This is a genomic window from Calderihabitans maritimus, from assembly GCF_002207765.1.
Taxonomy (GTDB): Bacteria; Bacillota; KKC1; order Calderihabitantales; family Calderihabitantaceae; genus Calderihabitans; species Calderihabitans maritimus.
Window position 1 is genome coordinate 73528 of sequence record NZ_BDGJ01000018.1, and the last position, 13775, is coordinate 87302.

Consider the following 13775-nt stretch of genomic DNA (forward strand, 5'->3'; position numbering starts at 1 on the left):
ATTCTCCGCCACCGTCTCTACCGTTGCCCTTACTATTTCCTCACGGGACAGATTATCCGTGTCCCTGCCCACTATCCAACTCAATTTACGGCGTGCGTAATCCAATTCACCAGCCTGCAAAAGGTAATATATTTCCTTAGCAGCCCTACCCAGTTCCTTGGTAGCAAGCGTACTAGACGTCAACCAGACACTTGCCGCCAGTCCCATTCCCCAACCTATACTGTAGGCGCCTTGCAGGATTACCTGCGTTAGCAAATAACTTCCTCCTACCACAAGGATGACTAATAGGCCACCGAGTAACCGTTGTGTCCTAGCGGTATTGGCTAAAGGTCGCAATAACCGCTCCAGAAAAGAAATGGTCTGGCCTATCCAGCGCGTGGGATGAGGTAACCAGCCGGGATCACCAATTAGCTGGTCCAAGATGAAGGCCAGTAACAAAACCAAGGTTTTAGGTTCCATAGTTAATCCCCATAGTTTCTAAAAGCTTATCCAGGTCAAGGCTTTTCTCCAGGAGATCAGCCAGTTGCTCGTAGGCCTGTTGGCGAAGGTCATAAGCAGAAAAATTTGTACCTGCCCCTTTTTGGAGCCCTTTATTTTCTCTCAATACATCGAGAAAGGTGCGGCGAAAAACATCGTTATCGAAGAGACCATGAATATAAGTACCCCAGACCCTGCCATCGGACCTTACTGCACCGTCGGGCAAATCTACCTCTTCCTGGCCTCGACGGGTAATGCGAAAGGCAGGCATCAGATCAGCTTCGAGCCGGGTACGGCCCATATGAATTTCATAACCGGTGATACGATGGCCTTGGGCCCTTTCCCCCAAGAATAAATTACCGACAGCTTCTGCTTCTACCTGCCGGGTTATCTTGTCTGCCTCAAAAACAGTTACCGTATCCAGTAATCCTAGCCCTTCCACTTCTTCCACAAAAGAGTCGTGATTATCAGGATCTATCAATTTGCGGCCGAGCATCTGGTATCCTCCGCAGATACCTATGACCGGAACTCCTTGCTTTGCCAGCTTCCTAACGGCTGAAGCAAGACCGCTTTCCCAGAGAAATATCATATCTTCAATGGTATTTTTGCTTCCCGGTAGGATGATTAGGTCTGGTTCGCCTAAATTCCGTGGTTCAAATACATATCGTAAAGTCACGTCCTCTTCTTGAGCCAAGGGATCAAAATCAGTAAAATTGGAAATACGCGGCACGCGCAAAACGGCAATATCCAATTCTTTTTTTCCTTCTATCACAGCTAATTCTTCCTCCAAGACTACAGAGTCCTCTTCCGGTATATGAAAATCTCGAAAATATGGGACAACTCCAAAAACTTTTTTACCTGTTTTCTTTTCCAAGAAGTCCAGGGCCGGACGTAACAAATCCAGGTCTCCCCGGAATTTATTAATAATGATACCGGCCACCAATTCTCTTTCTTCCGGTTCCAGCAGTTCCAGGGTACCAACTACCGAGGCCAAAGCACCTCCCCGGTCTATATCGGCCACCAGTACGACCGGGGCCCGCGCCAGCTTAGCTATCCTCATATTGGCAATGTCGCGGTGTTTCAGATTAACTTCTGCCGGACTCCCGGCTCCTTCAATAACTATCACGTCGTAGTCACGATGAAACTGGCGAAGACAGTTCTCAATGACTTCCAGAGCCCGCAAATTAAAATCTAGATGGTATTCCTTGGCAGACATATTGCCGATAGGTTTACCTAAAAGAATAACTTGGGAACTAGCGTTGCCTGTTGGTTTTAGCAAGATGGGGTTCATTTCTACCTGGGGCTCCAGACCGGCTGCCTCCGCCTGAACTACCTGCGCCCGTCCCATTTCTCCACCCTGGCGGGTTACAAATGAGTTCAAAGCCATATTCTGGGCTTTGAAAGGAACCACTTTAAGACCTCTCCGGTACAAAATACGGCATAATCCAGTCGCCAGAACACTTTTCCCGACATTGGAACTGGTTCCCTGAAGCATTATAGTCTTCGCCATACACCATCCCTCTCCCCGAGCTCAAACCATATTCAGTAGAGCGTTAATAATAGCGACCGCAAGAGGACTTCCTCCTCTTGTTCCATGAACCGTTATGTAGGGGATCTCTCCGTCTCGCAGCATTTCTTTAGCTTCTTTGGCCCCCACAAATCCTACCGGGGTTCCCACAATCAGTCCCGGCTTAACCTCGCCCTGCTCAATCATCTCCAAAGCCTTAAACAGCGCAGTTGGGGAGTTCCCAACCGCTAATATGTTTCCGTGTATTTTAGAGGACAATCTTTCCATAGCTACCATGGCTCGGCTGATACGGCGGCGACTGGCCTCTTCTGCTACTTCCCGGTCGGCTATAGCACAATATATTTCAACGCCTAGTTTCCTGGTTTTTTTCTTATTAATACCGACCTTGACCATATGAACGTCGGTTACAATGCTGGCTCCCCCACGAAGAAGCTCCAGACCGACCTCAACCGCGCCCCTTTTGATTTCCACCAGTTTGGCAACTTCAGGGTCTCCGGTAGTATGGATAATTCGTTTAACGATTTCTTTTTCCGGTCCTCTTATGGGTAGACCGGCTAACAATTCTTCTATTATCTCCATACTTTTATTCTCAATCACTCTAGGATCTTGTAAGAATTCCATTAAGAAACCTCCTTGATACGGTCAATAACAATTTCCGCAATACGGGGGTCTGCTCCCAAGCTTTGGGCATAGATTAACCTGGCCTTATTTCCCAGCCTTTCCTGTTCTTTTTTCAGTACCTCCGGTATATCTTTCTTTACGTGAATTCCCGAGAAAAGGAACAAAGGAACGACAACTACCTTCTCTGCTCCGGATACAATTACGCGGTCGATCGCCGTTGTCAAATCTGGCTTCCCGTGGGACATAAAAGCTGCTTCTACCGGCAGGCCGCACCTGTTGCGTACTATATCTGCTATCTCATATAAGCCCTGATTGGCTTCCGCCGCTCTACTCCCGTGCCCTAAGATTACAATTGCTGTTTTGGCCAAATCTCCCGCCTCCTTAGAACTTGACACAAGTCCTCAAAATTGTTGATTTCTAAGCCTCCCTTGAACGGAGGTTCAATTACTACTATGGGAAGTCCAAGGTTTAAAGCCGCCTCAATTTTTTCTTCCGTACCGCCGTGTTTACCGCTGTTTTTGGTTACCACCACCTCCGCCCCGTAATGGGAAAACATGGTCCGGTTGAACTCTCGAGAAAAAGGGCCTTGGGCAGCCACAATTTGCCTGGGAGCAAGTCCTAAGCTGCGACATTTCTGGATCACTCCCTCCTCTGGAAGAACCCTGGCTATAATGTTCTTTCCGGCCACACTTGGTTGTTTCAAAAAGTCTTCCAGGTGGTTGCTGCCTATGGTCAGAAAAATAGTTTCGCCCAAAACCCCTGCTTTTCTGGCGGCTTCCTCAATATTTTGCACCCGGTGTATCAAAGGATGAGAGGGCAGAGAAATAACGCTTCTTTGATACCTAAGGTACGGAATTTCGGTACGGGCACACGCCTGTTGCGCAACAGTCGATATGGTAGCTGCAAAGGGATGGGTGGCATCCACTACAACCTGAATATTTTTTTCCTTAATAAACTCAATTAAGCTGGCCTCAGAAAATTCCCCGATGAAAACGTGTTTAGCCCCCGATGTAAAAGCCAGTTGCGCTGCATATGGCGTCGTTACCGACACCCATACCGGATATCCATTAACGCAAAGTTGTTCTAGAACTTGCCGGCTATCCCTGGTGCCTGCCAGCAGTAGAATCATAATTGATACCCCCGAGGAGTAATCAGGAACGAACCTACCTGACGAGTCTGGCTATTTCCGATTATAACTACAGACTGCATATCGATGGGATGTTCAAGGAGGTTTTTCAGCCGGCTCAGAACAACCTTCTGTCCCGCACGCAGGGCACTTCGCACTATTCCCACTGGAGTATCAGGGCCCCGGTAGCGGAGTAAAATTTCCTGGGCCGCTTCAATGGGCTTGGTCCTTTTTTTGCTCTTTGGGTTGTACAGGACGATTACAAAGTCGGCTGAGGCTGCGGCTTCCACCCGACGCAAAATAGTATCCAATGGAGTGAGTAGATCACTGAGGCTGATGGCGCAGAAATCGTGCATCAAGGGAGCTCCCAAGAGGGCGGCCGCACCGCTGGCTGCAGTAACACCCGGAATCACCTCAATTTCGACTTCATCCAGTTTTCTCATATCCTCCAGAACCTCCAACATCAGGCCGGCCATACCATATATACCGGCATCGCCGCTGCTTATAAGGGCCACCCGATGACCTTCTGACGCAGCCAGTGCCGCTTCTCGGCAACGCTCTATTTCCCGGGTCATCCCCGTAGAGATCAATCTCTTTTTTTCAATCATGGGTCTTATTAATTCAATGTAAGTTTTGTAACCGGCTATCACTTCTGCCTGCTCAATTGCTTCTCGAGCCCTGAAGGTCATATGTTCCGGTAAACCCGGGCCAATGCCAACTACAAAGATCTTGCCCGGGCGACCGCTAGGGTTACCCTTTGGTACTTTCTTTTCCTCACCACAAGACTTCCTCTCCCGCTGCCCAGGATAGCTGCCGGTTCGCATATTCCTCCCACCCCTACCTTTTCTTTCACCCGTGGTGACCAGTTTAATTCCGGAAATTCCTCTATAACGCGTGCCAGTTCGGCTGGCGACCAAAACCGCACTGATATTTCCCAAGCTTTAGCCAACTGGAGCAAGGCCGACTCGTCCTTTTTGCGGTCAATAGTCGAAAATGCGGCTATGCTCAGCGTGCTAAGTCGTTCCTGGCGAAAAGTTTCCTCCACTGCCGTTTTTATTTCATCTACGGTTACTCCCCGCCGGCAGCCTAAACCTACTACCAGATTCCGCGGCCGGAGAAACAGGGTCGGTTTCATTTCCTGGGGAAATAACCGGCTGGACAGAACTACCGCGATATGTTTGGAAGCCCCGGTATAATCTCCAATATCCTTCCATATTAACTGTCCTTTAGGGTCAGTCCACTGTGCCTTTATTTCTTCGCGAGGAATTTCACTGAAAATTTCTACTTTTTCCTGCCGCAACAAGGCCATGTTAACATCTTTTACAGCATGAAACGGCTCAGGTATACTGTGGAGGCGCCGCGCTATTACATCAATTGCCGGTAATCCCTGTATATCAGTGGCCGTAGTAATAACCGGTTTGGCCCCCAAAATATCAGCCACTTGCCGGGTCAGTTCATTGGCCCCCGCCCAGTGTCCTCCCAGGGTACTAATGGCATACCGGCCCTTTTCATCTACCACTACTATCGCCGGATCCTGTATTTTGCTTTGAATATACGGTGCTATCACCCGGACGGCAATTCCCAGGGCCATTATAAAAACTATTCCGTCAAAATTTTTTATTAGTTTCCCTACCAGGTGGGAAAGCGGAAGGTTAAAAACTTCTGCTGCTATTTCCGCATTATTAATTTTAGAGCTCAAATATAATACCCTTTCTCCTGGTAGACCACTTCTGAGTTTTTCTCCCAGCCTGGCGCCTTCTTCTGTAACGGCAATAATTGCCACTTTCATCCGCTACTGCCCCTCCGGTACCCATGACTGAATGCAGGATCATAAAGTCTTGATCTTTCTCCTTTAGGGGCCAGACATTCTCCCACAATAACCAGAGCGGTCCGCTCAATACCTTTTTCTTTCACCAGCTCTGCTATGGTTTCTAATGTCCCTCGAATAACTACCTCTTCCGGCCAAGATGCCTTGTAAACAACCGCCACCGGAGTATCTGCCGGGTATCCTTCTCGTAGCTGCGATACCACTTCCTCTATCTTATGGACGCTGAGAAACAAACACAGACTGGCCTTATGCCGGGCCAAGTCCCCCAACCTCTCCTTCTCCGGGACTGGGGTCCTTCCTGAGAGCCTTGAAATGATTACTGTCTGCGTACCGCCCGGTTGAGTGAATTCCAGCCGCAGAGAAGCTGCTGCCGCCAGAAAGGAGCTAACGCCAGGTACTACCTCATATGGTATATTGTGTTCCTCCAAAGCGGCCATCTGCTCTTGAATGGCGCCGTAAAGGCTAGGATCACCGGTATGCAAACGAGCCACCATCTTACCATCCCTGACCGCTCGGACCATAACCTCTACCATTTCATCCAGGTGCATTCCTGCGCTGTTATAGACTTCCGCCTCAGGTGAAGCATACTGAAGCAGTGCCTTGTTAACAAGGGACCCGGCATATATTACCACCTGGGCTTGTTCCAAAATTCTTTTTCCTTTAATCGTTAGCAGCTCAGGATCTCCCGGGCCGGCTCCAATAAAATAAACCTTCATACTGGCCCCTCCTGTTTAATTAGTATTAATGAAAGATAATCAGGCTTTCGATCCAGTGCCTTTCTCAAATTACGCTCAATTTGCTCTCCGGGATGTCCACAGCGGCTGACCAATACGGCCTTATCCAGGAGATGTTTTCTTTCCAGATAGTCTACCAGTTCCCGGTAATGACTGGAAACTTTTAATAATACTAAGTTTTCAAAATGGGCCGTAAGTAGTTCAAGTTCCTCCGGGTGATGTAAAAGGGGAACAATAGCAATTTTTTCTTCTCCTTCGGCCAGAGGAAGATTCAGCCTGCTTGCCGCCGCGCTATATGAAGTAATTCCCGGCACGGTTTCAATTTCTATTGATGGATCGATTTCCTGCAGCTTCTTCATAACGTAACTGTATGTACTATAGGTAGCCGGGTCGCCAAGAGTCACAAAGGCAACATTTTTTCCTTGCTGCAAAAAGTTCAATATATCTTTCGCCGCTTCTTGCCAGTACGTTTCGAGCGTTTCCCGATCGCGAGTCATGGGCAGAACTAACTCTACTACTTCTTGCTCTGACCGCAAGTATTGCTCGATTACCTTCAACGCCACGCTGCTTTGATCTTTTCTTGCCTTGGGAACCATTACTACGTCAACGTGCCGGAGTAATCGATATCCTTTAAGAGTGATTAACTCAGGGTCGCCCGGTCCCACTCCTATGCCGAAAAACTTACCTTTCACCTTTTTCCTCCTTCACACCGCTGATAATATAAACAGGGTTTAAACCGCGAAAGGCCTCGGTACCGCCAAGACGCTCCAGCCGAGCTACGTTCACCATCACAATCTGCCTACGGTAGCCTCGGGAATCCAGAAATTGATAAGCCGAGAGGAGAGTATTCAAAGTGACAGCGCTGATGACTATAATTCCTCCCGCCCGGAGTTTGCGGTCACATGTTTCCAGGATACTGTTCAGATTACCTCCGCTTCCTCCCAGGAAGATACGGTCAGCAGGGGGCAGAGGTTCAAGAACGTCCGGGGCTTCCCCGGCGACAACTTCTAAATTGGTGACCCCAAATCGGGCCGCGTTTCTTCTAATAAGGTTAATGCCCTCTGGTTCTTTTTCCACCGCAAAGATCTTACCCCGGCGGGCCAGAAGAGCCGCTTCTACGGCAATTGATCCGGTTCCGGCTCCAACATCGTAGATGGTATTGTCTACTTCCAAACAGGCTTTACTTAGCAATAGCACCCTGATTTCCTCTTTGGTCATAGGTACTTGACCGCGGCAAAACTCTTCATCTTTAATACCCGGAGTGCATTTTCGGCGCCTATCCTGCATCAAGGATCACCACAACACTATTTTCTCCCCCCTGGTATTCCGGCAATAAATAAAGCCGGGTTTGCACAATCTTTTCCTCGGGCAGACCCAAGTTTTCACAAACGGCCACCGGGCAGTCATCCAGCCCGAGAGAAATTAAGTGCCGGCCGATTACGGCGGGCGTATGTCGGGGGTCGGTTAAAATAGCCAGCCTGGATCCATCCTCTACCGTCTCTAATTCTTTCAGACCTCTTCCATGCAGACTTACCAGAGTGACGTTCTGCCAAACCTCCTTCAGCCGGGCGAACGCCAGTTGGATAGAACTAATGCCCGGCACAACTTCCAGGTTTTCCGAGCCAAAATGTTTAACCAAAAGAGGTAACAAGCTAAAGCAACCTGGATCTCCTGTAACTAGAACTGCTACCCTCTTGCTACGAAAATTGGCCTTAATAAACTCTATCGTTTCATTTAAGTCAGCTGTTATCTGGTGGGTAGGCCGGGACAAGTAGCTAAAGAGAGCAAGGGCTCGCCTCCCCCCTACCAAAACATCCGCCGTTTCTACAGCTTTCCTGGCAGCAGGTGTTACGTATTCGCCTGTACCCGGCCCAACCCCTACGACCAGTATTTTCGAAACCAACCCGTTCGCCTCCCTATGGTAACGGCCTGCTCATCATAACCTAGAATCTCGCCTTCCCTGTCAACCAGCACGGTACCTACTTCCAATTCCCCCCAAATATACTGACGGGCCCGACGGCTGGCCTCCTCGGCTAGATGGGAAAAAACCCGTTCTAAATTATAGTGGTTAAGTATATCGATTATGGTTTCTGTGGTATTGGCCTGTAAAATGTTCTTGATAACCTCTGGCGTTGCTCCCTCCAAGGCAGCATAAGCAGCAATGGTTTCCTTTCTTCCGTCAGCCACCCGGTTATGAGTGTGGAAGATTCCTGCCGCTACTTTCCCAATTTTACCGACGTGGCCGAAAAGAACAATTTCCTTTACTCCTTCTTTGACACACTGCTCCAGCATAAAACCTACGAAATTGCTCATCTGTACTACTGCGTCTGCCTTCACCCCATATCTTTCAATGGCCAGTTGCTGTCCCCGTCGGCCGGGAGTCAGAAGCAACCGCCGCAGTCCTAGTGCTACTGCTACCCGGATCTGTCCAACCAGTGAGTATTTGAAGGCTTCTTCCGACATGGGCTCTACCAGCCCGCTCGTACCTAAGATGGATATCCCGCCCTCAATTCCCAACCGGGGGTTGAGCGTGCGTCGGGCAATTACCTCCCCGCCCGGAGCGCTAATAGTAACCTCTACTCCCCGTCCGGGAGGCAATACCGAAGTTATTTCCTTTTCAATCATAGCCCGTGGAACCGGGTTAATCGCCGGCTCTCCCACCGGTACCGGCAGTCCGGGTTTCTTCACTATTCCTATTCCACGGCCTCTCTTTAACTTCACTCCTTCCGCTGCAGGCTCTGCCGTTGCGTAGATCCTCAGCCCGTTAGTTATATCCGGATCATCTCCTGCATCTTTCACTACACAGCAGCGAGACCACCGGGGAGTAAATTCTACATCCTCTACCGGCAGGTCTAATCGGATCCCGGCGGGGGTATCAATACTAACCCTTTCTACTTTCTCCTGGCCGAACAGCATCATAACGGCTGCTTTAGCCGCCGCTGCCGCGCAGGAACCGGTACTATACCCTTTCCTGGTTTTTTCTCGCTTCTTGCTTCTCAATTTTCTCTTCTCCTTCACTTTGAACAACTTGTCCAGCAATCTTACCCCTTAATTTTTAAAGGGATACCAGAAACTAGAAAAAACACCTCGTCGGCAGCCTCCGCTACCATTTGGTTGGCTTTGCCGATTAAATCCCGGTAGAGCCGCCCCATGGGATAAGGCGGCACCACTCCCATCCCCACTTCGTTGCTTACCACGATGACATGGCAAGGGCTTTCTCGAGCGGCTGTTATCATGTCATCTATGGTATTTAGGATCCGGACTTCATTCTCTTCGGCGGTTTCTTCTGTTTGGTATTTGTTCTCTTCCTGCAGTAGAAGATTAGATACCAGTACGGTCAAGCAATCCAGTAAGATCACTTCAGTCCGGGGACCCTGCTGTCGAATTACTTCGGCCACCGCTAAGGGTTCTTCTATGGTGACCCAGTGGGCCGGTCTTCTGGCTTTATGGGTTGCTATTCGTCGTTTCATTTCTTCGTCCCTTGCCTGAGCAGTTGCCAGGTACACAACCTTTTCTCCTAATTCGGCCGCCATCCTTTCAGCGTAAGAGCTTTTTCCGCTACGCGCTCCGCCGGTAACGAAAATAAGCTTTCCCCTGACCACAATAAAGCACTCCTTCAGATAACAAAAAATCCCCGCCTTCGCCAGAAAGCTGGGGATTAGAATTCTCTACTGCCCTAAACCTTTCACGCGAAGGTATCAGGCATTTAAACAGGCAGGTTTCCTGGCTTCCGGATCATAACCTTCCCTTCCGCCTTCCCGCCCTGTCCGGCGCTCAATCCAACACCTACTCTCCTACTTGTTCATAATTCATCCATTAAATGTAAATGCCACTTATAAACCATCTCTTAAGTAAGCACTGCATTGAGTGCCGGACCGGGCAGTGGCTAGCTTGAAGGAGGTTCCCCGGTCACAGTGGCGCGACCGCTCAGGATTCTCACCTGATTCCCTTTTAACCGACAACCGGCACCTGTTTAAAAACCGATTATTCAGATTTTACCAATATTATAATCGAGGCTCGACTGTTTTGGCAAGGCTTTTTTTACCCAGGATTATTTTGATTCTCGACAAGTTTCATTTCCAGTTCCCTTATCCTGCGGTTTTTCTGCCATAAAGAATGGGCGTAACGAACATTGGTTCGCAACAGTCTTCTATTCTCTTTTTCTAACCTCTCTTTAAGTTGGCTTTTTTCTCTTTCTACCTTTTCCAGCAGATTGATTAAGACTCTCCTGCTAACCCGTAAATGATTTACCCTCTCTTCCAGCTCCTGCAATCTTAGCTTCATACTTTTGCAACGGGGACAGTCCATCCCTACTCACCTGCCATTGACCTGCCTTAATAACAGATTATTCAGCGGGTACCTGTTTCAGTCCTCTAATCTGTCCCGACGTTCGATGAAGGGTTTAGAAGCTATAGGCTTTGGCAATACGTGCTACCGCTTCGCGAAGTCTATCCTCTTCACATACAAGGGCCATTCTTACATACCCTTCTCCTCTTTCACCAAAAGCAATCCCAGGCACCACCACAACTCCGGTCTTCTGTACCAGATCAATGGCAAATTCCCTGGAAGAGGTAAAACCCGGAGGCAACGGAGCCCAAACAAACATAGAGGCCTTAGGTTTCGGCACTTGCCACCCAATCTCCCGCAGACCATCCACTAAAACGTCCCTACGCTTCGCATATTTGCTTACCATTCCCTTAACCCACTCTTGGGAACCGGTTAAGGCGGATACGCCTGCTAACTGAATTGGTTTGAAAATCCCAAAGTCTATGTTGGACTTAATCAGCGACAACGCTTTGATTACGTCCCGGTTCCCGGCTACAAAACCAATACGGCATCCAGCCATGTTGTAGGTCTTGGAAAGAGAATGAAACTCAACTCCTACCTCTTTTGCTCCCGGAACCTGTAAGAAGCTGGGCGGCCGGTAACCATCAAAAGCCAACTCGGAATAAGCTAAATCATGACATACGACAATATCATACTCTTTAGCAAAATCGACAACCTCCTGGAAAAACTCTAGGTCAGCCACCGCAGCAACGGGATTATTTGGATAATTAATAATCATCAATTTCGCCTTCCGGGCTACATCCGGAGGAATTTGATCCAAACGGGGCAGAAAGTTATTTTCCGCCAGCAGGGGCAAGGGATACTTGGTACCGCCAGCTAAAAGGATACCCGCGGTATAAACGGGATAGCCGGGGTCAGGAATCAAGGCAATATCTCCCGGATCTATAAAGGCAAAATAAATATGAGCCAGCCCGTCTTGAGAACCCATAAGGGCCAATACCTCCGTGGAAGGGTCTACGACTACTCCAAACCGGCGTTCATACCATTGGCTTACCGCCTGTCGGAATTCCTGTATCCCGTCGGTAAGGGCATATCCGAAATTTCCAGGTTTCGTAACTTCCTCTGCCAGCACACGAACAATATGCTCGGGTGGAGGCTGGTCAGGGCTTCCAATGCTCAGGTTAATTACGTCAATGCCCTGGGAGGCAACCCTTCTTCGCCAATCATCCATTTCCGAAAAAATGGCGGAAGTTAATCCTTCTAGTCGTCGGGCAAGCCGCATCTAACTCATCTCCTTCAGTTCTTCCAATACTTTTATTATCTTATATGGTACACCACTTTCTCCCAGATGACAACCGCGTAAATACCCGTGAAAATCCGATCCCCCTGTAGCTATCAATCCGTACTTGGCCGCCAGCTCCCGATAATGGGATTCTGTTTCTGGCGAATGTTCAGGGTAAGATGCTTCCAAACCTCTGAGGCCTGCCTCCAGCAGGGGAGGAATCAACGCGTCATCGCCTATGAGGCCTGGATGAGCCAAAACCGGTACGCCACCGGCTCTGATAATAAGTCTTACTGCCTCCTGCGGTTCCAATTTCATCCGCGGAACGTAGGCAGGCCGTCCTTTCCCAATGAATATCTCAAAAGCCTCCCCTATATCGGCAACATAACCTTTTTCCACCAATGCCTGTGCCACATGAGGTCGGCCTATCGAACCTTCGCCGGCCAGTTCCTCAACTCGGCTATAAGATACAGGGTAGCCCAAGGAATTTAGCTTTTGGACCATGGCCTTAATCCGTCGTTCCCTGCCTTCCCGAATAACTCGAAGTTGGGCCTGAAACCATTCTTGCTTAAAATCTATCCAGTAACCCAACAGGTGGACTTCCCGCTCTTGCCATTCCGTACTGATTTCTACACCGGGAATGACCAGCAGAGATTTGCCTGAAGCGGCCTGGCAAGCTTCCTCAATCCCCTCAGTCGTATCGTGATCTGTAATCGCTATGCCTCTCAACCCTAGTTTCAAAGCTTCCTCTACAACCTCCGTAGGAGTCATAGTACCGTCGGAAGCAGTTGTATGGACGTGCAGGTCTACCGTCCCCATAAATAAATCCCTCTCTTCAAGTGATACCTTGGTCTTTCTGCTTATTCCGTTTTGGCAACACTTGGCGCAGAATACGTAATACATTTCCACCCATTATGTTCTGCACCTCCGACCAATGGAAGCCACGGCGCAACAAACCTTCTATAACCAGCGATAACTTTGTTACATCCTCTAATCCTTTTGGAGTATTATCTATCCCATCAAAGTCCGAGCCAATACCTACGTGTTCCGCACCGACCAAAGTACAGGCATATTCAATATGTTCCAAAACTTTCTCGACCGTTGCCTCATTCTGGTCAAGAAACTGGGGAGCAAAAGTAATACTTATAACTCCCCCGTGCTCAGCCAACCCCTTGATCTGCTCGTCGAGTAAGTTTCGCGGATGGGGGCATAAAGAATAACAATTGGAATGAGAAGCTATGACTGGATCCTGGCTTACCTCAAGCACGTCCCAAAAACCCCGGATGGCCAGATGAGACACGTCCACTAACATTCCCAACCTGTTCATTTCTTTTACCACCTGCCGGCCAAAACTACTCAACCCCCCGGCGCTGCCACCTTCTCCTATCCCATCGGCGATTTCATTGCGTTGGTTCCAGGTAAGTCCCAGGCTTCGAACTCCCAACTTGAAGAGAAGACGTAACACACCTAGCTCTCCACCTAGAGCTTCCCCACCTTCTACCGCCAGCAGGGCCCCTATTTTATTTTTGTCCTTTAAATCATGTATATCCTCAGCGCTAAGGATTAACCCCATTTTATTAGCGTTTTTTTCCAACTCCCGATGAAAAACATCAATTAATTGCATTAAACGAAAAAGAGAGCCCCAGGGTTTATAGTGAGGCTCTACAAAGGCGGCAAAAAATTGAAGATCTATCCCGGCCTTTTCCAAGCGGGGAAGATCCACATGTCCCAAACAGCTTTCTTCTCCCAGGGTCCTTTTCCCTTTTATTATCTCCCCTAGAGTATCGCAGTGGGTATCCACCAGAAAACATTGTCGGCTAAAACGTTGCGCCTTCCGAGCATAACTCTCTGACATGTCTTCCACCTCAAAGAATTCTTCTATTCACAGAAAA

General features: G+C 48.8%; 17 protein-coding genes and 1 riboswitch. All 17 genes read right to left on the reverse strand.

Going from position 1 to position 13775, the window contains the following annotated elements:
• On the reverse strand, nucleotides 1–459 hold a 459-nt coding region (locus tag KKC1_RS03060), incomplete at its 3' end, for a cobalamin biosynthesis protein CobD/CbiB (RefSeq protein ID WP_143288663.1).
• Nucleotides 449–1987: a cobyric acid synthase gene (locus KKC1_RS03065; RefSeq protein WP_088553036.1), complete on the reverse strand. Its 1539-nt coding sequence runs from the start codon at nucleotides 1985–1987 to the stop codon at nucleotides 449–451. The genes KKC1_RS03065 and KKC1_RS03060, both read right to left, overlap by 11 nt.
• Nucleotides 1988–2008: 21 nt before the next feature.
• Complete coding sequence (locus tag KKC1_RS03070; protein WP_088553037.1) at nucleotides 2009–2626, reverse strand: precorrin-8X methylmutase; 618 nt, start codon at nucleotides 2624–2626, stop codon at nucleotides 2009–2011.
• Nucleotides 2626–2994 carry a sirohydrochlorin chelatase gene (locus KKC1_RS03075; protein WP_192868050.1) on the reverse strand — a complete coding sequence of 123 codons (369 nt, stop codon included), beginning with the start codon at nucleotides 2992–2994 and terminating at the stop codon, nucleotides 2626–2628. The genes KKC1_RS03070 and KKC1_RS03075 overlap by 1 nt, the downstream gene beginning before the upstream one ends.
• Nucleotides 2973–3755: a precorrin-6A reductase gene (cobK, locus tag KKC1_RS03080; RefSeq protein ID WP_088553039.1), complete on the reverse strand. Its 783-nt coding sequence runs from the start codon at nucleotides 3753–3755 to the stop codon at nucleotides 2973–2975. The genes KKC1_RS03075 and cobK overlap by 22 nt, the downstream gene beginning before the upstream one ends.
• On the reverse strand, nucleotides 3752–4576 hold the full coding sequence (cobJ, locus tag KKC1_RS03085; protein WP_088553040.1) for a precorrin-3B C(17)-methyltransferase: 825 nt from the start codon (nucleotides 4574–4576) through the stop codon (nucleotides 3752–3754). The genes cobK and cobJ overlap by 4 nt, the downstream gene beginning before the upstream one ends.
• Nucleotides 4471–5541 carry a cobalt-precorrin 5A hydrolase gene (locus tag KKC1_RS03090; protein WP_088553041.1) on the reverse strand — a complete coding sequence of 357 codons (1071 nt, stop codon included), beginning with the start codon at nucleotides 5539–5541 and terminating at the stop codon, nucleotides 4471–4473. Before KKC1_RS03090 ends, cobJ begins: the two co-directional genes overlap by 106 nt.
• A complete protein-coding gene (cobM, locus tag KKC1_RS03095) occupies nucleotides 5538–6296 on the reverse strand; it encodes a precorrin-4 C(11)-methyltransferase (RefSeq protein WP_088553042.1) in 759 nt (252 codons plus the stop codon). The genes KKC1_RS03090 and cobM overlap by 4 nt, the downstream gene beginning before the upstream one ends.
• Nucleotides 6293–7006 carry a precorrin-2 C(20)-methyltransferase gene (cobI, locus tag KKC1_RS03100; protein WP_088553043.1) on the reverse strand — a complete coding sequence of 238 codons (714 nt, stop codon included), beginning with the start codon at nucleotides 7004–7006 and terminating at the stop codon, nucleotides 6293–6295. Before cobI ends, cobM begins: the two co-directional genes overlap by 4 nt.
• Nucleotides 6996–7601 (reverse strand): precorrin-6Y C5,15-methyltransferase (decarboxylating) subunit CbiT, encoded by a 606-nt coding sequence (cbiT, locus tag KKC1_RS03105; RefSeq protein ID WP_088553044.1) that lies wholly within the window; start codon nucleotides 7599–7601, stop codon nucleotides 6996–6998. Before cbiT ends, cobI begins: the two co-directional genes overlap by 11 nt.
• Nucleotides 7591–8217, reverse strand: a complete 627-nt coding sequence (cbiE, locus tag KKC1_RS03110) for a precorrin-6y C5,15-methyltransferase (decarboxylating) subunit CbiE (RefSeq protein WP_088553045.1) — start codon at nucleotides 8215–8217, stop codon at nucleotides 7591–7593. Before cbiE ends, cbiT begins: the two co-directional genes overlap by 11 nt.
• On the reverse strand, nucleotides 8193–9314 hold the full coding sequence (gene cbiD / locus KKC1_RS03115; RefSeq protein WP_088553068.1) for a cobalt-precorrin-5B (C(1))-methyltransferase CbiD: 1122 nt from the start codon (nucleotides 9312–9314) through the stop codon (nucleotides 8193–8195). Before cbiD ends, cbiE begins: the two co-directional genes overlap by 25 nt.
• Nucleotides 9315–9355: 41 nt before the next feature.
• A complete protein-coding gene (cobU, locus tag KKC1_RS03120; RefSeq protein ID WP_088553046.1) occupies nucleotides 9356–9916 on the reverse strand; it encodes a bifunctional adenosylcobinamide kinase/adenosylcobinamide-phosphate guanylyltransferase in 561 nt (186 codons plus the stop codon).
• Nucleotides 9917–10010: 94 nt separating this feature from the next.
• Nucleotides 10011–10302: riboswitch (cobalamin riboswitch) on the reverse strand.
• 53 nt (nucleotides 10303–10355) lie between these two features.
• Nucleotides 10356–10622 (reverse strand): translation initiation factor 2, encoded by a 267-nt coding sequence (locus tag KKC1_RS03125; RefSeq protein WP_088553047.1) that lies wholly within the window; start codon nucleotides 10620–10622, stop codon nucleotides 10356–10358.
• Between the two features lie 94 nt (nucleotides 10623–10716).
• Nucleotides 10717–11883 carry an LL-diaminopimelate aminotransferase gene (locus KKC1_RS03130; RefSeq protein WP_088553048.1) on the reverse strand — a complete coding sequence of 389 codons (1167 nt, stop codon included), beginning with the start codon at nucleotides 11881–11883 and terminating at the stop codon, nucleotides 10717–10719.
• On the reverse strand, nucleotides 11884–12702 hold the full coding sequence (locus tag KKC1_RS03135; RefSeq protein ID WP_088553049.1) for a PHP domain-containing protein: 819 nt from the start codon (nucleotides 12700–12702) through the stop codon (nucleotides 11884–11886).
• A gap of 16 nt (nucleotides 12703–12718) precedes the next feature.
• Nucleotides 12719–13738, reverse strand: coding sequence for a dipeptidase (locus tag KKC1_RS03140; protein WP_088553050.1), 1020 nt, complete (start codon nucleotides 13736–13738; stop codon nucleotides 12719–12721).
• Nucleotides 13739–13775: the final 37 nt, after the last annotated feature.